This window comes from Halomicronema hongdechloris C2206, assembly GCF_002075285.3.
Taxonomy (GTDB): Bacteria; Cyanobacteriota; Cyanobacteriia; order Phormidesmidales; family Phormidesmidaceae; genus Halomicronema_B; species Halomicronema_B hongdechloris.
Genome location: NZ_CP021983.2, coordinates 3,860,498 through 3,877,606 on the forward strand (window position 1 = coordinate 3,860,498; position 17,109 = coordinate 3,877,606).

Here is a 17,109-nt window from a genome sequence, read left to right on the forward strand (position 1 = left end):
GATCGCTTCGTGAGTCATTCAGTGCAACCACGATGAACTGATTCAGTTACAACCCTACTGCTCAAAAAACAGATCACAAAGTCTTCGTTACCAAGCTTTAGATGAGCAATTGAAGCGGCCAATATATGAATAATTCGATGACTTTTGCATAACTGAATCGCTGCCTAACCTCCAACCTGATGAATGGTCAGAGCCACTCAGAACGGCTGTCTAAATTCACAGAGGTATTTGTTATGGGCTTCAAACGTTCTGGAATCCATGAAATCGATTCTTTATTAAAAGGAAAATACTGGAATGACACGGGTAAGCCCGTTACCCTCACCTACAGCTATGACGTGACCGGAAAAGACGGTCTAAACAGAGAGCAGAGAGACATGATCTTTGAAGCTCTAAACCAATGGCGAAAAGTAGCCAATATCAACTTCAACTGGGTGCCAAAGGGGGGGGATCTTCGATTTAAGGCAGAGGATATTCCGGGAGGAAATGTTGACTACAAGGAAGCTGTTGACTGGTGGAATCCCTTTAGCTACGGTACCAACAAGCTTAAGCACGTCAATATCAAGCTTGGGAAAAATTTAATCACGGGAAAAGGTAACGATTTCTTAGAAGTTGCTCTGCATGAAATCGGTCATGCTATTGGATTGAAGCATCCAGGCCGATATGACGGTGATAAAAGTAAGGGTGAAGGCCCATTTTTGGCTTATTCCCAAGACCACAATACCAATACTGTCATGTCTTACAACCACGCAGGCTCTCTTGCAGTTACCCCTATGCCCTACGACATCAGGGCAGTGCAGTACCTATATGGTGCTAGAAGTTTCAACCCATTTAATACCCGCTATAAATTCAGCACTATCCATAGTTATAAAAGCGAAGATTCCAGAGTGGAATTTCGGGGTCGCGATGACAAGGTCATGAAACTGACTATCTGGGATAGTGGTGGAGAAGATACTCTCGATTTTTCAAAGCTTGCTTTTGCTCCCGATGGATATCATCTTGATATTCGTGAAGGAGGAATTCTTGCCACCAAGTTCAACCTAGAAAAGGACGCATTTGGTCAGTATTACGCCAGAGACAATACTAAGGATACGAAATACAGCGACCATCAGTATCGGGCCGCAAGTATTGGCACGGCGATTGCCTACGGTACTCATATCGAGAACGCCATTGGTACTTCGAGCTTCGACGAAATCATTGGAAATGGACGTTCAAATCGTATAGAGGGTAAAGGCGGTAACGACATCATCAAAGGCGGTGGTGGTAGCGATACTGTATACGGTGACTCAGGCAATGATCGCATCTACGCTGACGGTGGTCATGACAAAGCCTATGGAGGTTCAGGAGATGACTTTATTGCCGGATGGTACGGCAATGACTATCTCAGCGGTGGTTCTGGCAGCGATCGCATCTATGGCGACGACGGTCATGATACAGTCTACGGCGGTTCAGGTAACGATGTAATTTGGGGTGAATCTGATAATCCTAATCTCAACCGCAAGTTTGGTGCTGGTAACGATAAGCTCTACGGTGGTACCGGCCATGATGAAATCCATGGTGGCAAAGGCAATGATTTAATTAACGGCGACTCTGGTAATGACAAACTCTACGGCAATTACGGCGACGACCGAATCTATGCCGGTCGTGGCGATGACAAAGTTTATGGTAGTTCAGGGGATGACTTTATCGCAGGCTGGTACGGCGACGATTATCTCAGCGGTGGATTTGGCGATGACCGCATTTATGCCGATGATGGTGACGATGTTGTCCGCGGTGGGTTTGGCGACGACATTATTTGGGGAGAGTCAGATAACTACAAGCTTAATCAGAAGTTTGTGGGGGGTAATGATGATTTGAGTGGCGAGTATGGTCACGACAAAATCTATGGTGGTAAAGGAAACGATAGTGTCAAGGGTGGTGCTGGCAATGACAGGCTATACGGCCAGCAAGATCATGACACCATTGATGGTGGTAGAGGCGAGGATTACCTGAGTGGCGGTTCTGGCAACGATATTCTGGTGGGCGGAGATGATGATGATGTGCTGAGAGGGGGAACTGGTGCTGATATGTTTCGCTTCTCCTCCCTTCGACACGGAGTTGACCAAATTCGAGACTTTACTCAGGCACAAGGTGACAAGCTACAGATTGTTACTAGTGGTTTTGGCGGTGGCTTAGTTTTAGGACTCTTAGATGCTAGTCAATTTGTTTTGGGTTCAGTTGCGACTAATGCGAGCGATCGCTTTGTTTACAACCAAAATACAGGTTCTCTCGCCTTTGATGTTGACGGTTCTGGCAGTCAAGCTGCTGTTCAATTTGCCAATCTAGCTATAGGGCTAAATTTAAGCGCCGGCGATTTCGTCCTTGTGTAAATTTTGTAAACAAACAGGGATTCGTTTAGAGGGGCTATTTAGCCCCTATTCTTGTGCAACTGAATCAGTCTTCCAGTTTCTCAATAATTAATATATAGAGCCTTACAAAATTGAGTAAATTAGCATTCCTGCGTCATTGGTTCTAATCAGAATATCTGGAGACTTTTCATGAAAAACTTGATTGCATCGAGTCTACTGGCCTCAACCCTTGTACTGTCCTTTTTAGGAATGGAGAGTAAAGCTCAAAATCAAGCTTCTGATCAAACGCGGTTGCCATACCCAACAGCTGTCATAGAGTGCAGCAGGCGACCTGTTTTGTTTGGACACCGCGATATTAGAGGACGTGCAGTACCCATTAGTAGATCGGATCGCAACCTGGGAGGTAATTCTAGCGGTAGAGGAGGAGATGTCACTGGCTTTAATAATTCCGCTGGCTCTATATGTGTGCCCAACGGATGGTACGTGCAAATCTATAAAAACCAGAACTACGGACCTCCCGCGATGAATGTCCCTCCTGGAACAGCTTTATCGTTTACAGCTGGCGGATGGAATAACGAAGTATCGTCTGTGCGGGTTTTCCGACTTAGTAGCTTTGGAAACTGGATTGAACAAGACTAATCGGATCCGTTAAATTACAAATTTCAAAGCACATTAGTGAGCGATTGCTTTTCATTAAGGGCGATCGCTCTTCGGCTTGATTGATTGTAATTACGTTAGACTCATCGCTATCCCTTGGTGGCATCTTTCTTAACAAACCAGAGCCGATGGAAGCCTTACGTACCAATAGTTTGAGAGCTTGCCCAGAATTTGAGGTCAGCCAAATCGGGCTCTTCCCAGCTTTTGGTAATGCTGATAAAACCATTGCTGTACTTCATTGGAGCTTCCTGTCATGTAGCCATAATGAATCGCTTGGCAAGTAGCTCTAAGCCAGCCCTGCCGTACATCTGTCGCTTCAGCATCTTCAGCTTGTTGTTCAGGCCTTCAACGTGGCCGTTGCTAACCTCTGTCATCAGGCTTGCTTAGCCGCAGCATAGTCATCAAATATCCCTTTGGCAAACGTTTGCAACGGTTTGAGAGCGCAGCTGGCGGCCTTGCGTAGCCAGTCATCGAGGACGCCTGCTTGTCGGTGTCTTAACAGTTGTAAGAACTCATCAGCCAACTCAACCAGCACCGTCAAGTTTGGATGCTGTTGCCTCACCCGCTCTAGGAGATCAGTCTCTTCTGCCTGCCGATTGTCTGGATTTAGATTGTCTGGATTTAGCATGACCAAGTGGGCGGCTTGACGCGGGGTGAAGGGGGGCGACTGTGGGTCAACGACCTTGGGCAACGTCTGAGCGACTTTGATCCTCACTGGCGGTAGCCCCTGTGCTTTGCGCAGGCCGTAAATGTAGCGTTGTAGGGTCCGAAGAGAGCTTTCAAAACCCAAGGGTTTGAGCAATTCCATCAGAATGCTCAGTTCTCGAATCCCCGAGTTCCACCAGTCCAAAAGTCGTAGATTGTAGGGATCGAGTAGGCTGCGCCCAAACATAGCACGGCGCGCGGGTACCTCTGGAAAGTCTGGGTAGCGTTCAACGGTTTTGAGACTAACGCCTACTAATGGTAGTCGGCGACACTCCGCTGGCCTCAGGGCCAAGCAGCGCCGCTAGCGCTTCGCTAGAGTCTCTGGTCGAGACCCTTTTGAGATATAATTAGGGCAACGCCTCCTCTATGCTCGTGGCTCGTTTCAAATACGGCGGCAACAACCGAGAGTTGAACTTAATGCCGCTACCGCTGCGGTCTCGCACTTTCGGCACTTTGACCTCCACCTCACCCACACCCGTTATAATCGTGCACTCGGGTGAATAGCTGTTGCGCACGACTGCCTAGCGACCCCGCTCATCTCGCCGGTCGGCGTACTCGGCTAAGAACTCCTGCAACTCCGCCTCCACCGCTTGAGCGATGATCTGACGAGCACCGTTACGGATCAAGTCGCTCAGAGCGTCATGAAAGGTTTCCGTTGTCTCAACCGATTGAAATGCAATAAGATTGTCGCTACTCATGGTGTATCCTCGTCTGCTTTTTGCTTAATTCAGCAGGATACGCCCTTTCCTAATTTCTCTCCATACACCAGAAATGAGCATAACTCGGCAATACTTACTCTTGAGAGGATTTGTGATCTACTGAATTTGTTTTGGGTTCAGTTGCGACTAATGCCAGCGATCGTTTCATGTATAACCAAAACACAGGTTCTCTAGCCTTCGATATCGACGGTTCGGGTAGTCAAGCTGCGGTGCAGTTTGCCAAGCTCTCTGGAGGGCTGAACTTAGCAAGCAGTGACTTCACAATTGTGTAATGGATAGCCAGACCCTTAGTGGTGCAGAGAAGTGCTGAAAGTGCTGCTGTATAAGGAGCCTCAAATAGAACAAGAGGGTGTTTCATGAGAAGCTGAAGTTCCCCAACTATCGCTAACCTCATGGAAACGCCTATCGTCAACTGGAAGACCAATTACGTCAATGGGTCGAGCCCAAAGACCAACGCCATCTGCAGGGCTTCGCTGAAATGCTGGCGGCCATCTTGCAATCTGGCCAGGCCTGCTTGGGGAAATAGATTCCTTACTTGGATCACCTCGGGTGTAACGCCCGAGCTCACTTGGAACGTGTGAGCTATTTTCTCCGCAATGATGTGAGCTATTTTCTCCGCAATGAGCAGATCACTGCGGAACGGGTCTACCTGCCCTTGTTACGCCATGTGCTGTCCGCGTTTGCTGGGGAAGCTGTCCTGTTGACCTTGGATACGACTCTGCTGTGGAATCACTGGTGCTTGATAGAGGTGTGCTTGGCTTGGGGCGGTCGGTCGCTCACGCTAGCCCAACAGGTGATTGAACATCGCAGTGCCACCATCAGTTTCGAGCAATACCACGGGGTGCTGGAGTGCGCCCGTCGAGCCTTACCGCCAGGGGGTCAGGTGACGCTTTTGGCCGACCGAGGCTTTGAACATGGAGACTTGATTCGTTGGCTCAATCGCCATCACTGGAACTGGTCGATTCGCGTCAAGTCAGACTGGCTGGTCACCCTGGCCCAGGGGCGAACTCAACCCGTCGAGGCCCTCTGTCCACCGCCGAATCAGGCGCCAAGTTAGCAATCTCACTGATGAGCGACGCAGAATCATTCGCTTTTTAGGACCTCTCGTGGAGCAGTACTACGCACACTCATAATTATTTGGCAACCTGCGGAATGTCGGTTCATTTCGCTGTTTCTCAATCCGCCTCACGGCACTGACTCAGCCATATGTTGGCTGAGCCAGGCTATGGTTTTACATCAAATTGGGCCTTTGGGCACTATTATTATCCTGTTCAAAAGTCTGAATCTTCTCAACAAGACTTTCTACGGTTTCGTCAGCAAAGAGCTCATCTCGCTGCTGCAGGTAATCCCCGCCATCAGACCACCAGCGGCTAATCAGGACAATTACCTGAGAAGGGGCCATCGTTTGATTCAGAATACGCAGAGCGTCTTGAATGACTGCTTGCTCGTTGGGGAGTGCAATCTTCATTGGGTTACCTCAGTGATCTCCAAAACAAAGTTGACCGGGTTCATCGCCTTCATGGGGCCGGAATAACGGCGCAGTAAGCGGTCATCACAGGCCAGAAAAACATCACAACCGGCTTGCTCGGCAGAAGCCACATGAAGCGCATCGATCTGCTTCAGCCCTTTCCCTTCCAGCATTTTAGCTCTCTGGATAATATCGTTCTGGAGGGATTGGTAGGTTTTTGCCAGTTCCAAGCATCGACGAACCCAGCTTTGGCGGGTTGGATTGGCGTTGCGGCTGGTTTCGTAGTCCAGCACTGATGAGCTGATAAGCTCTAACTGCTCACTTTCGACCAACTGTAGGATGGTGCGCAGGGCCTGAGTTTCAAGAATGATTCTCGGTTGGGTTTGGTTGTCAAACGGTCGATTAAAGACACTGGTGTCTACATAAATTTTCATCGAGATTCGTGGTGTAAGCCCGCTCAGAGGATGGCCTCAGACTCAGAGTGCATCCCAGTTTTGTAGACCTAAGCTGAGAACCTGCCGTCGAGGTAGACGCAGCGATTCTGAGCGATCCCAGCCGAGGGAGTTGTCCTTGAACTCCTCATAAATAGAATCATGGTACACCTGCTTCCCAGCATTGGCGTGATTGACGGCCCGCTCTTCGATCGCTGTTTGCAGCGTCTCCGGAATTCCCAAATACTCAGTCTGAGAAGCCACGAAATCAGCAGAGCCTAGCAGTAAACTCGCCGTCAATGCGGCCCCGAAAAGCCCCGTCAGGAGTAGACGGTGGCAGCGCAGCAGCCAGTGTTGGTGAGTGAAGCGAGGGGCACCAGGCATGAAGCTATGATAAACGCATTACATATCATTACCCTGAACCTGGCTTTCCTGCAGCACTTGAGCCAGGGTTAGCTCTAGGTCTGGAAACGTGGGCGATACAATTGGCTCTTCATCGCGAAAGAGCGCCACCTGATATTCTCCATCCACCCACTGATAGACTGAAAGAGTCGGTTGCTTGGGGGTGCCGATGTAGCGCCGTCCCCCCAGCCCTAAGTAATCCACAATCCAAAATTCCGGAATTCCCATCTCTTCATAATCCGCTGCCTTGCGCTGGTAGTCATCCCGCCAATTGGTGCTGACGATCTCTACTATCAACGGCATCGACTTGCCTTGCGTCAAGGTGGATTCTCGCTGCCAGCGGGGTTCATGCTTCAGTTGAGTGGAGTCCACCACGACCACATCAGGTAAATAACCTGATTGTTCACTGAATGGCTTGATCGTACAACTCTTGGGAAGAAAGTAAGGCAACTTGAGGCGGGCAATTTCCACTGCTAGCCGACCATTCAAATACCCGCCCACCTGTTCATGGACTCCGGTTGGTTTCACTTCCTGTACCCTGCCATTGATCAGTTCATAGCGTCCCTGCTCTGGGTACCAGGCCATGAATTCATCGAAGGTGGTGACTGAGGAAGTTGTCTGAACCATGGTGGTCTATCAGTACCAAACTGCCCCAAGTTTACCTCACAGGTCAGATTCCGGCGGATGCTTTCTCTAGGCGTTTACTTGGCCCGACGGTCCTCGGTGAGCTTTCAGCCAGGCGACGCCAAACTCCACCAGTTCTCGCTGGGGCATATAGAGGGCGGTTGCCAGTCCCACCTTGCCCACCACCAGTGCCTGGGAGACCTGGCCATAGGCCTGCCCTAAGGCCTCAAAGTCATCGCTGTCCACATCTGGTTCAGCATAGGTGACCCATTGCCACCCTTGGGGTCCCAGGATAGGAGCCCCTGTCTGAGTTTGGGACTGGGTCTCCCCAAAGGCTCGCCGCTCAGCCAGGTGCAACGACGTATTCTTATCGTGGCCCACCCCAAGTAAGAGGATATCCCCCGCCAGGTCATAGATCCGCCCCAGCGGTGACTCCTCGCCCAAGGGATCCCTGAGGGCGTGGAACTGGGTAATCTCCGCCGCTCGCTGGCCCCAGGCGGCGAAGGAGGCAGTCGGGTGGTAACTGCGCCGGACCCCTGGCATCGCCCGAAACGCTTCTGGAATGACCCCCATGCCACGCGTCGGTGTCGTCGCCGGATCGAAGCCGGGCATGGAGGCGCGAATCGTTGCCCACCAAGCCTCAGGCACCGGGGGATGTTGCCAATTGGCTGGGTCGGAGAAATGGGCGCTATGGGTTGGCATCACTAGGGTACCTGCGGGGGTGAGCGCTTGCATCAAGGCGTCGATCACGGCCACCTGGGCTCCACACACCCACCCCAGCGCCCTCAGGGAAGCATGCACCAAAAGAACAGCGCCTGGCCGCACCCCTAAGGTCTGCAGGTCTGCCACCAAGGATTGCACCGTAACCGGTTGCAGAGACCGTTTGACTGCGTCGGCTTCAGACATACTGGCTGAGTCCTGACTTAGTTCCCTTCTCTTGGCCGTGAGCGTAGCTGGCGTCCCGCGGAGTCGCGCTCAGGGATCACCCAGGCAACATAGCCCAGAATCAACAGCCCGATGCCGGAAGCAGGCCCCACAAATACGTGAAAGATCTGTTGTTCCGTGACGATTAGAGCGATGCCGGCGGCCATGGCCAGCCCGTTGGAGAACACTAGATACAGAAACACCCGCCAGTCCCGCATCACGACATACCAGTTGTAGACAAAGATGATGGCCGGCACTAGCGAAATCAGCTGCATCAGGCCCTTGCTATCGTTGACGCCATAGGTCAAGGGCACCGCCCTCAATGCAAACGACATAGACCAACCGTGGTTTTACCTGTGAAAACTGCCCTAACCTACCATGGCAGAAGTCGACCAACCCTTCTGCCCCCTATCTCCCCTGCCAATAGTAATAGCAGCCAAACTTGCGCCGCAGTCTACTAGATCGTGCCAGCGTCATTAATCTTGAGTCACGATCAGTGATTTATAAAATCTCGCGGGAACTCTAAAGCTGTACCCATAGACAATACCGTGCAGTTAAGCACATGACTCATCAACCTGTTCCCCCAACCCCTCCCAAGCACTCGGCGATGTACTCCGAATCGCGCCTGTTCTGTCGATTAGAGGGGCTGTCTCCGGTCGAGCGCTGGCAACGGCGACAAGCCGTGCTTGATCAGCTAGATTTGCTCAACACCGATGGCGTGCCGGTGTTCGAAGAAGCGGTTCAGATGGGGGCTAGATTCTTGGCAATGCCCATCTGCATCTTGAGTATTGTCAATGGGACCCAACAGTTCTTCAAAGCCGCCGTCGGCCTATCTCAGCTCGGGGTGATGAATCGGTTGGCAGCCCAACGAGCACTTCCCCTCGCAGAAGGTCTATGCACTTACGTCATCGATAGTGAGCAGGTGCTGGCCGTGGCCAATGTCCTAGAGCATGAGGCATTCACGCAGCTATCCTTAGTGCAAGAGTATGGGGTGCAAGCTTATGCCGGTATCCCTCTGCTGACCTCCCAGGGAGACTGCATCGGTACCTTAGCCGTGATGGATACCACGCCCCATCACTTCAGCCAACAAGATATCGCCTTCCTAGAATTGACCGCTCGCTGGGCTATGGGAGAATTTGAGCGAAACCAGCTGATCGCCTCAACGACTGCAAATTCTCCTTGGCCTACCCTAGCTTCCAACTCTCTGAAGGCCACCATTGATGCCGTGCGGCTGAATTTGATTGCTCAACTGACACAGGACCTGCGCAGCCCCTTAACCTCGATTGTGGGGATGGCCAGTGTACTCAGCCGGCAAATCTATGGCCCCCTAACCGACAAACAGAAAGAATATACCGACATCGTCCGCCGCAGTAGCCAGACCTTAATGAATCTAGTCGATGACATCATCGGCTTGGGGACCGATCGAGACGACTATAACTACCTGACACCAACGCCAGTCGACATTGAGATGTTAGGGCAGCAGGTGATCCAAAGCCTAGAGCAAGTCGCAACCCAGCGAGAGCAACAGATTAAGCTCACGGTTGAACCCGGCCCGCGGATTTGGATGCTAGATAAAGGTAAAGTGCGGCAGCTCCTCTATCACCTAATCTTTAGTGTGGTTCAAACCGCTGGCGAAGCTAGCACCATTCAAGTGCATGCCTCCCGCAAGGCTGACCATTTGCAGCTGGCTGTTGGGCTTTCAAATCCTTGGCTGGGAGAAGGGTTACCTCAAGCTTTGCTAGCTCTAGATCACCACTTGCCCGGAGGTAACATTGGGGATCTATATCCAGTCAATCAGGATTTAGTCGGCCCGCACCCGAGTCGGGACCTTCAATTCCCAGACACTACAACTTCCTCTCAGGAATCCTCTCGAGAGTTGTTGAGCCTACTCCTTAGCCGTCAACTCACCGAGATGCAGCGGGGAGCGCTAGGGATTCAGGGAAGTCCTGAGGCCGGATATCGCTATGTCATTACCTTGCCATCCCTCACGGCCAATGCCTCAACCGCGTCTCGAATAGCTTGTTGATTGGATTTAAAGACGCTTCAAAGACGCTTCTCATCTAGAATTGGGCAACGAGGGTGCACTTAGCCACACTTAGCTGTTCTCGGTATTGTCTGGAAAGCGTCGGTGTTTACTGGTATTGACATCATTGTCCTACTCGTCGTGATCGGGTTTGTACTCTACCTAGCGGCTCCTGAGTCGAACCCCACCTTATTCCAGTGGGATCCCCTCGCCGCTCTAGTGGTGATTGCCGTGATTATTTTGGTAGTCTCTAGCCTTTGAGTTCTGGGCAGGAGAACTTCGAAGTATACCGACTCTCTAGACTGCGGCTACCCATGTTGCTCCCGCGCCCATGACATCTATCAGCATCTCTATGGTGCACCAAGCTGAACATGGGCGTCTCTAGTTAGAAGATTGTGTCTGTTCGAGTTGCTGCAAGATACGCTGCAACCGTTGTTGAGCTTCACCGTAAGCGGGCCAGTCTCCCTGGCTCAGGGCATCTTGACTCGTTTCGTAGGCCTCTAGGGCTGACTGAATCAGGTTGGCAATGTCGGGGGAAACCGTTGTTGTGTCTGGGCTTAGGGGCTGTTCCTCCGATGAGGGGGCCGGAGTCGGGATGGCCGAAGCTGTGCCAAAAATCGCTTCCAGACAGGCTTCCAATGTATTTCGCATGACGATTTGGTCGTCATAGGCAACGATGACCCGACGTAGCTCTGGCAATTCTCCCTGCTCTGAGCGCAGATACACAGGCTCGATGTACAGCAGAGACTGATCGATGGGAATTACCTGCAGATCTCCCCGAATCACTCGAGACCCTTCTTGACTCCAGAGAGTCAGTTGTTGCGAAATTTCAGGGGTTTGATCGATGCGGGCTTCGATCTGACTAGGGCCATAGACTAGCTGTTGCTTGGGAAACTCGTAGAGCAGAAGCTTGCCATATTTGTCGCCATCGGAGCGTCCCGCTAGCCAAGCCACCATATTGTCTTTATTGACTGGGGTAAAGGGGCTAATCTGAATAAATTCTTCTTGGGTTTCTTGGGGTAAACGCATGATGATGTAATAGGGCTCCATCTGCACCTGCTCTCCTTCATAGATTTGAGTGGGAAAGCGCCACAGGTCTTCCCGGTTATAAAACACCTCTGGATTGGCCATATGATAGGCCCGATACATTTGGGCCTGAATCTTGAACAAGTCTAGGGGATAGCGAAAATGGGCCCGCACCGCCTCCGGAACTGCCGTCATGGGCTCAAACAAATCGGGAAAGATCTGGCGATAGGTGTTCAAGACGGGGTCTTGCTCATCCACCACGAAGAAGTGCATGGAGCCATCATAGGCATCGACTACAACTTTGACGGCATCACGAATGTAGTTGCTCCCTTGGCTGGCCAAGTCGGTGATTGTCCTACCTTGCAGAATGGCCTGCACTTCGCTGCTGCGACCCAGGGGCTCGGAGTAGGGATAGCGATCGCTGATGGTGTAAGCATCGACAATCCATTTCAAACGGCCATCGATAACCGTTACATAAGGATCATCGTCAAGGGCTAGAAAAGGGGCCACCTGACGCACGCGCTGCTGCACTTGACGGTGGTAGTGAATGCGCGAGCGCTCGGTGAAGTAATTGGAAATGAGAATCTTGAGGCTGCCCAAATCATAGGCATAGGCTAGACGTCTCCAGATTGAGCCCATAGGCACCCCGCCGCCGCCGTCATATTGGTTGACGACGTTATCGTCTCCCTGAGGATAGTCAAACTCTGGCGTGCTGGAGCCGGTGAAGATATAGCTGGTGCTCTCTTCGCCATAGTAGATGCGGGGTTGCTCAATGGCGAGATCAACACTAGATTCGGGGGGAATATTTTTGACGAACAGCTCGGGTAAGCCGTCCGATGTCACCCGATTGACCGGACTCATGACTAGGCCGTAGCCGTGGGTAAATTTGAGCCGCTCATTGACCCAGGTTTGGGCCTCGGAGGGGACTTGGCTGTACATCATCTCTCGACCGGAGAGCATGACCTGGCGATAGTCGTTATCTAGGGTGTAGCGGTCGATATCAACGTCCTGAAAGCGATAGTAGAGGCGGAATTCTTGCAGCTGTCGATAGGTGCTGAGTAGAGGGCGATAGTCCCAGAGGCGAATGTTGTCGATGGTTGATTGGTTGGCTTGCAGATCGGCGCGATCAATAGCGGATTCGGCAGGAAAGGATTCGCTCTGGACTTGGTCTAGGCCATAGGCACGGCGGGTGAAGCCAATGGTATTGGCTATGTAGGGGGTTTCTTTGGCTAGTTCATTGGGCTCTACCACTAACTTCTGCTGCGCCCAGGGATAGAGCCCGCTGACTACCACCAGGACAATGACATAGACACCAATGCCAAAGCTGGGTAGGGAGAAGCCGCTGCGCCAGAGGGAAATAACGAAGAGGATGGCGATGGCCAGGGTGACAAACCCCATCATCCAGTAGGCTTGCAGGCGAGCATGGACGTCGGTATAGCCGGCCCCAAAACTCGCCCCTGTGGGGGAATAGAGGAGGTTGAATCGGTCCAGCCAGAAGCCAAGCGCCAGAATGAAGGCCATGGCAGCCAGCAATACACAGAGATGGGCCTTGACTTGACCGGTGATGAAGTACTTCCAACCGCGCTCTAGGCGAATTTCCCCCTTGAGGGCATAGAAGGCGAGGCACAACAACAGTGTCCAGCCCAGCAGACCGATGAGTCCCTGTTGCAGTCCCTCATAGCAGGGCAGGCGAAACAGGTAAAAACCAATGTCCTGCTGGAAGATGGGATCGGTTTGGTCGAAGGAGGTGGGATTGAGGTATTTCAGGATGGTTTCCCAGGCACCGGCGGCTTTGGCGGCACCATCTAGGGAGATGATGGCAATGAGTGCGATCGCACCATAGCGCACTAAGGATGGCAGATAGAGGGCCAGTTCTTGCCCCCTAGGGGTATCTCGAAAGACAAAGGGACGATCTTGAGTAAACCGCACGGCCAGGCAGTAATTCAGCGTCAAGAACAGGACATACAGCACCAGCACTCCCAGCCAGATGCCCACCTGCCAGCGGATGCGAGTCCAGAAGACTGACCCGAACCCAACAGCAGTAAACCACCAGGACTCTGTGAGTAGATGCACCAGGGTGCCTGACGCCATTAATAAGACGACGATCAACACCAACAGCGGAATCGCCCAAGAAAATCGGGTTAGTTTGGGGTGTCGTCTCACAGCCGCGCGATCTCCAAAACCACAAGGGCCGACCTAGCAAGCGACCTGACTCAGGAACCAACCTTAGAATTTGCCCTCGAGTCAGGGGCTACTGCCGGCCCTACCCTTGACCTTATCTAAAATTGAGCCATTATGCTGCCCAGCCAGGACTGGAGACAACTAGGCGCGAAATCGATCGAGGTGGTCAGGGGGGGGCAACGGAGTTTCCGCCAGTAGATTCCCCGCCAACGCACTCACTGGTTCCGGTACATCAGCTGCCCCTGCTGTGGTGGTCCTTGTGCTCCACTGGAACTCTGTGGGACCCTAGCATCCAAAGCATGATAGGGATGGCATAGTGGTTTCCCTGCGGCGTATTCCCGGACGAGCTTATCTAATACTGGCGGTGATTATCTTTGCCGCCGCCAATGCCATCACTCGCAAACTCAGTGATCTGGGGGCCCAAAATGCCGTCGCCGGGCGCAACCCGATTTCGTTCTGCAATGTATTGTTTGTCGGCAACCTGGTGGCCTTGATCGCCTTGGTGACCCTCTATGGGCGGGAGTTATCGCCTCACACCTGGCGTCATTTATCTTGGCGGGACTGGGGAGTGGTCAGCTTGATTGCGCTACTGTCTGGAGCCCTAGCCCCAGCTCTATTTTTCATGGCCCTAGAGCAAACCTCGGTGAATACGGTGGTGCTGCTGGGACGTATCGAGCCGCCGTTGACTCTGGCCTTGTCGGTGTGGTTTCTGCGGGAACGGGTCAATGGCTGGGTAGTAGTGGGGGCGTTGCTTGCTTTTGTCGGGGTAGTACTCACTATTGTGCTGGCCCCATCTAGCCAGCAAGAGATGAGCATGGGGATGCTGTCCATCGGTCGGGGGGAACTCATGGCTCTGGGAGGTGCGATCGCAGCGGCGGTAGCCACAGTGATCAGCAAGGCGGGGCTGGTGCAGTTGCCCCTGGGGTTATTTAACATCGCTAGAACCGCCATCGGCACGGTGATTTTTTTGGTAGCGGTGGTGTTGCTGTTTCAGCCCAGCCATTTCATGGATGTCTTCCACCCGTTCCTGTGGCGATGGATGCTCTTGTATGGGGTGATCATCGTGGTAGGCGGCCAACTGGCCTGGACCCAGGGACTACGCCATAGCCAAGCCGCCGAAGTTTCCCTGGCTAGTTCCTTTAGTCCTATCGCCGGAGTCTTAGCCGCCTACGTGGTCCTGGGGGAAGTGCCCACAGCCGCCCAATATATTGGGGGTGTGGTGATTTTGCTGGGCATTGCCTTAAACCACTGGGGGGTTAGTCACGCCCCTGCCAAAGCAGTCAGTACAGTCTTAGCCCGGGAAATGGACCACGAAATCGGGTTTCGGGGGATTTAATGTCATTGACGGTTAGGGTTGTGATCGACTACTTCGGGGCCACGTGCTCCGCTTGCAAAATGACGAGACTTCAGTCTATTGTCTCCGCGGAATCACCAGCATCGAATCGATTTGACCTCAGCTGGTTGAGCGGCCGCCTGAATAACCCAGGCTCCATTTACCCGATTGAGAAAGAAATCTTTTCGTTCATCGGTGCCGCTGCCATCCGTCCGGCAATAACGGATAGAGGTGGTGAGAATCTTGCGGTCGGGGGAGTCGCTGGCTTTCGGTTCGAAGCTGACCAAGCCAATGCTGTGAATGGGCTCAGTGGGTCGGTTGATGCCCTCTAGCCACTCTTCTGTGGCAGCAACATTGAGGTTGGGATGTAGTTCCTTGGCTCTATTGAAATCCCTGCTCTCAAGGGCGACAAAATATTCTACCAGCACTTCATCTGCGGTTGTAGTCGGTTCCGAGGTAATCGCAGGTTCGGGGGATGGTGAGTCTACTACTTCGGGTTCTGTCGGAGTTGTTGTCCTGCTAACAGGCGGCGTATCGGGAATGAAAGAGAGAGTGATTCCTAGACTGAGCAAAAATAGACCGATGAGTCCAGCAGTGATTTGTCGCTTGGGGGACATCTGGATCTGCCCACCCACCTGAGAGGCTACCGAGAGTAATAGAAAGAAGAGCCCTCCCACTACCAGCAGCGTGGGTAACGGGGTATCACTGACGGCTTTGATAATCTCGTCCAAGAATCCTTGTCCATGCTATTGTTGCCTTTCAAGAATACTCGCCTACAGCATCGTTGCCATTCCGGGTTTTAAAGACATTTGGGGCACACCTAGGGGCGCCCCATCGTCAATTTTCTCCCTTTCGATACTAGGCAGGGGTAAGCTGCTCCATTTTTTCCTGGATGGACTGCAACAGAGCATCGTAAGGCTTCACGAATTTGTCGATGCCCTCTTCCAGTAGCTCATCCATTACCTGGTTCAGGTTGATGTCGATGGCCGGGTCGGCCAGGCTCTCAATCTGCTGGCGGGCCAGGTCCCAGCCAGTGAGCACCTGATCCGGCTGAATGTTGCCGTGATCGGCGACGGCGTCGATGGTTTCTAGGGGCATAGTGTTGATGGTGTGTTGCCCCACCAACTCTTCCACGTACATGACGTCGCTGTAGTCAGGGTTCTTGGTGCTGGTGCTGGCCCACAGTAATCGCTGCACCTGCGCGCCCCGATTTGCAAGGGCTTGCCAGCGCTCGCTGCCAAAGAGCTCTTGGAAACGCTGATAGGCTAGCTTGGCATTGGCGATGGCGATGCGCCCTCGTAGGGCTTCTAGCCGCTGCTGCCGCTCTCCGTCGGCCTGTTCCAGTTTTGCTGCCAGGCGATCATCTACCTTGGTGTCGATGCGACTGAGGAAGAAGCTGGCCACCGAGGCGATGCGATCGATGGGACGACCCAATTCAGCTCGCTTTTCTAGGCCACGAATGTAGGCCCACGCTGCTTGAGTATACATCTCCACCGAGAACAGCAGAGTAACGTTGACGTTGATGCCCTCGGTAATGGCTTGTTCGATGGCACCTAGCCCCTCTAGGGTGCCAGGGATCTTGATCATGACGTTGTCGCGGTCTACCGTTGCGAAAAAGCGGCGAGCTTCAGCCATGGTGCCAGCAATATCGCGGGCCAGGTGGGGAGACACCTCAATGCTGACATAGCCGTCTGCGCCATCAGTAGCATTGTAGACCGGGCGCAGCTCGTCACAAGCTCGGCGCACGTCTTCAAAGGCTAGTGACTGGTAAATCTGCTCAGCAGTCCACTCGTTCTGGATGCCTTGCTGAATATCGGGCTGGTAGCGATCATCGCTGCGAATAGACTTTTCGAAGATAGATGGGTTGGATGTGATCCCGGCCAGCCCTTGATTGTCAATGCGCTGCTTCAGCTCACCGGTTTCAATGATGCTGCGGCTGAGGTAGTCCATCCACAGACTTTGGCCGTACTCTTTCAGGGTTAGTAACGGGTTGGTACTCATAGGTCGCGGGGTGGTGGTGACTTGACTACACAGACAGTGGTTAGGGGATCCTGAGTTGAACTGACCATATCGCTAGTCGACTCGGACTCCCATAGAGTGGAGAGTTGATGCCCTATCAGGAGGCTAGGAACTGATTCGGCCAACGGGTAGTGATGCCCTAGACCAGCTTGCGAGCATACCTTGTTCCTCACTTCTACAGTAGAAAATTTCACGGCTGGTGGCGTCTCCCTGTAGAGAGAATCTGTCAAAATGCTGCTACACCAGGATTAT

16 protein-coding genes and 1 pseudogene are annotated in these 17,109 nt (G+C 52.6%); 5 read left to right on the top strand and 12 right to left on the bottom strand.

Translation table 11 applies throughout. From position 1 onward, the window contains the following. Window positions 1-233 precede the first annotated feature (233 nt). Window positions 234-2,366: a matrixin family metalloprotease gene (locus XM38_RS17515; protein WP_187329452.1), complete on the top strand. Its 2,133-nt coding sequence runs from the start codon at window positions 234-236 to the stop codon at window positions 2,364-2,366. Between the two features lie 887 nt (window positions 2,367-3,253). Here the strand turns inward: XM38_RS17515 and XM38_RS17520 are convergent. From XM38_RS17520 to XM38_RS27155, 3 genes and pseudogenes are all read right to left on the bottom strand, one after another. Beyond that, window positions 3,254-3,376, bottom strand: a complete 123-nt coding sequence (locus tag XM38_RS17520) for a transposase (protein WP_137455161.1) — start codon at window positions 3,374-3,376, stop codon at window positions 3,254-3,256. Then, window positions 3,376-3,894 (bottom strand): transposase, encoded by a 519-nt coding sequence (locus XM38_RS17525; protein WP_080810265.1) that lies wholly within the window; start codon window positions 3,892-3,894, stop codon window positions 3,376-3,378. Before XM38_RS17525 ends, XM38_RS17520 begins: the two co-directional genes overlap by 1 nt. A 61-nt stretch (window positions 3,895-3,955) precedes the next feature. Beyond that, a pseudogene (locus XM38_RS27155) lies at window positions 3,956-4,405 on the bottom strand (transposase); the annotation flags it as partial. A 598-nt stretch (window positions 4,406-5,003) separates the two neighbouring features. Here XM38_RS27155 and XM38_RS17535 point away from each other — a divergent pair. After that, on the top strand, window positions 5,004-5,483 hold the full coding sequence (locus XM38_RS17535; RefSeq protein ID WP_187329454.1) for a transposase: 480 nt from the start codon (window positions 5,004-5,006) through the stop codon (window positions 5,481-5,483). A 174-nt stretch (window positions 5,484-5,657) separates the two neighbouring features. Here XM38_RS17535 and XM38_RS17540 read toward each other — a convergent pair whose 3' ends face one another. From XM38_RS17540 to XM38_RS17565, 6 genes are all read right to left on the bottom strand, one after another. Then, window positions 5,658-5,894, bottom strand: coding sequence for a hypothetical protein (locus XM38_RS17540; protein WP_080810271.1), 237 nt, complete (start codon window positions 5,892-5,894; stop codon window positions 5,658-5,660). After that, the gene (locus XM38_RS17545) at window positions 5,891-6,328 is read right to left on the bottom strand and encodes a PIN domain-containing protein (protein WP_080810272.1); all 438 of its coding nucleotides are present in this window, start codon (window positions 6,326-6,328) and stop codon (window positions 5,891-5,893) included. The genes XM38_RS17540 and XM38_RS17545 overlap by 4 nt, the downstream gene beginning before the upstream one ends. Window positions 6,329-6,370: 42 nt before the next feature. Beyond that, on the bottom strand, window positions 6,371-6,709 hold the full coding sequence (locus tag XM38_RS17550) for a hypothetical protein (protein ID WP_080810274.1): 339 nt from the start codon (window positions 6,707-6,709) through the stop codon (window positions 6,371-6,373). An 18-nt stretch (window positions 6,710-6,727) separates the two neighbouring features. Next, complete coding sequence (locus tag XM38_RS17555) at window positions 6,728-7,354, bottom strand: Uma2 family endonuclease (RefSeq protein ID WP_080810276.1); 627 nt, start codon at window positions 7,352-7,354, stop codon at window positions 6,728-6,730. 66 nt (window positions 7,355-7,420) lie between these two features. Further along, window positions 7,421-8,257, bottom strand: coding sequence for an AAC(3) family N-acetyltransferase (locus XM38_RS17560; RefSeq protein ID WP_088430544.1), 837 nt, complete (start codon window positions 8,255-8,257; stop codon window positions 7,421-7,423). Between the two features lie 17 nt (window positions 8,258-8,274). Next, window positions 8,275-8,610 (bottom strand): hypothetical protein, encoded by a 336-nt coding sequence (locus XM38_RS17565; RefSeq protein ID WP_080810280.1) that lies wholly within the window; start codon window positions 8,608-8,610, stop codon window positions 8,275-8,277. A 227-nt stretch (window positions 8,611-8,837) separates the two neighbouring features. Here XM38_RS17565 and XM38_RS17570 point away from each other — a divergent pair, with 227 nt between their 5' ends. Further along, window positions 8,838-10,301 carry a GAF domain-containing sensor histidine kinase gene (locus tag XM38_RS17570; protein WP_088430546.1) on the top strand — a complete coding sequence of 488 codons (1,464 nt, stop codon included), beginning with the start codon at window positions 8,838-8,840 and terminating at the stop codon, window positions 10,299-10,301. Between the two features lie 102 nt (window positions 10,302-10,403). Next, complete coding sequence (locus tag XM38_RS26090; RefSeq protein ID WP_187329455.1) at window positions 10,404-10,559, top strand: hypothetical protein; 156 nt, start codon at window positions 10,404-10,406, stop codon at window positions 10,557-10,559. 120 nt (window positions 10,560-10,679) lie between these two features. Here XM38_RS26090 and XM38_RS17575 read toward each other — a convergent pair whose 3' ends face one another. Further along, the gene (locus tag XM38_RS17575) at window positions 10,680-13,487 is read right to left on the bottom strand and encodes a UPF0182 family membrane protein (RefSeq protein WP_225889345.1); all 2,808 of its coding nucleotides are present in this window, start codon (window positions 13,485-13,487) and stop codon (window positions 10,680-10,682) included. A 331-nt stretch (window positions 13,488-13,818) separates the two neighbouring features. Here XM38_RS17575 and XM38_RS17580 point away from each other — a divergent pair, with 331 nt between their 5' ends. Continuing rightward, window positions 13,819-14,841: a DMT family transporter gene (locus XM38_RS17580; RefSeq protein ID WP_080810284.1), complete on the top strand. Its 1,023-nt coding sequence runs from the start codon at window positions 13,819-13,821 to the stop codon at window positions 14,839-14,841. Window positions 14,842-14,933: 92 nt separating this feature from the next. Here XM38_RS17580 and XM38_RS17585 read toward each other — a convergent pair whose 3' ends face one another. Beyond that, entirely contained in the window at window positions 14,934-15,569 is a 636-nt protein-coding gene (locus tag XM38_RS17585) for a hypothetical protein (RefSeq protein ID WP_080810286.1), read from the bottom strand. A 127-nt stretch (window positions 15,570-15,696) separates the two neighbouring features. Then, window positions 15,697-16,839, bottom strand: a complete 1,143-nt coding sequence (gene tal, locus XM38_RS17590) for a transaldolase (protein WP_080810288.1) — start codon at window positions 16,837-16,839, stop codon at window positions 15,697-15,699. Window positions 16,840-17,109 lie beyond the last annotated feature (270 nt).

What these genes read in the sequence shown, in the direction of transcription:
- XM38_RS17545 (WP_080810272.1), bottom strand. Translation starts at nt 6,328, where the DNA reads ATGAAAATTTATGTAGACACCAGTGTCTTTAATCGACCGTTTGACAAC.
- tal (WP_080810288.1), bottom strand. Translation starts at nt 16,839, where the DNA reads ATGAGTACCAACCCGTTACTAACCCTGAAAGAGTACGGCCAAAGTCTG.
- XM38_RS17570 (WP_088430546.1), top strand. Translation starts at nt 8,838, where the DNA reads ATGACTCATCAACCTGTTCCCCCAACCCCTCCCAAGCACTCGGCGATG.
- XM38_RS17520 (WP_137455161.1), bottom strand. Translation starts at nt 3,376, where the DNA reads ATGACAGAGGTTAGCAACGGCCACGTTGAAGGCCTGAACAACAAGCTG.
- XM38_RS17560 (WP_088430544.1), bottom strand. Translation starts at nt 8,257, where the DNA reads ATGTCTGAAGCCGACGCAGTCAAACGGTCTCTGCAACCGGTTACGGTG.
- XM38_RS17555 (WP_080810276.1), bottom strand. Translation starts at nt 7,354, where the DNA reads ATGGTTCAGACAACTTCCTCAGTCACCACCTTCGATGAATTCATGGCC.
- XM38_RS17515 (WP_187329452.1), top strand. Translation starts at nt 234, where the DNA reads ATGGGCTTCAAACGTTCTGGAATCCATGAAATCGATTCTTTATTAAAA.
- XM38_RS17550 (WP_080810274.1), bottom strand. Translation starts at nt 6,709, where the DNA reads ATGCCTGGTGCCCCTCGCTTCACTCACCAACACTGGCTGCTGCGCTGC.
- XM38_RS17525 (WP_080810265.1), bottom strand. Translation starts at nt 3,894, where the DNA reads ATGTTTGGGCGCAGCCTACTCGATCCCTACAATCTACGACTTTTGGAC.
- XM38_RS17565 (WP_080810280.1), bottom strand. Translation starts at nt 8,610, where the DNA reads ATGTCGTTTGCATTGAGGGCGGTGCCCTTGACCTATGGCGTCAACGAT.
- XM38_RS17540 (WP_080810271.1), bottom strand. Translation starts at nt 5,894, where the DNA reads ATGAAGATTGCACTCCCCAACGAGCAAGCAGTCATTCAAGACGCTCTG.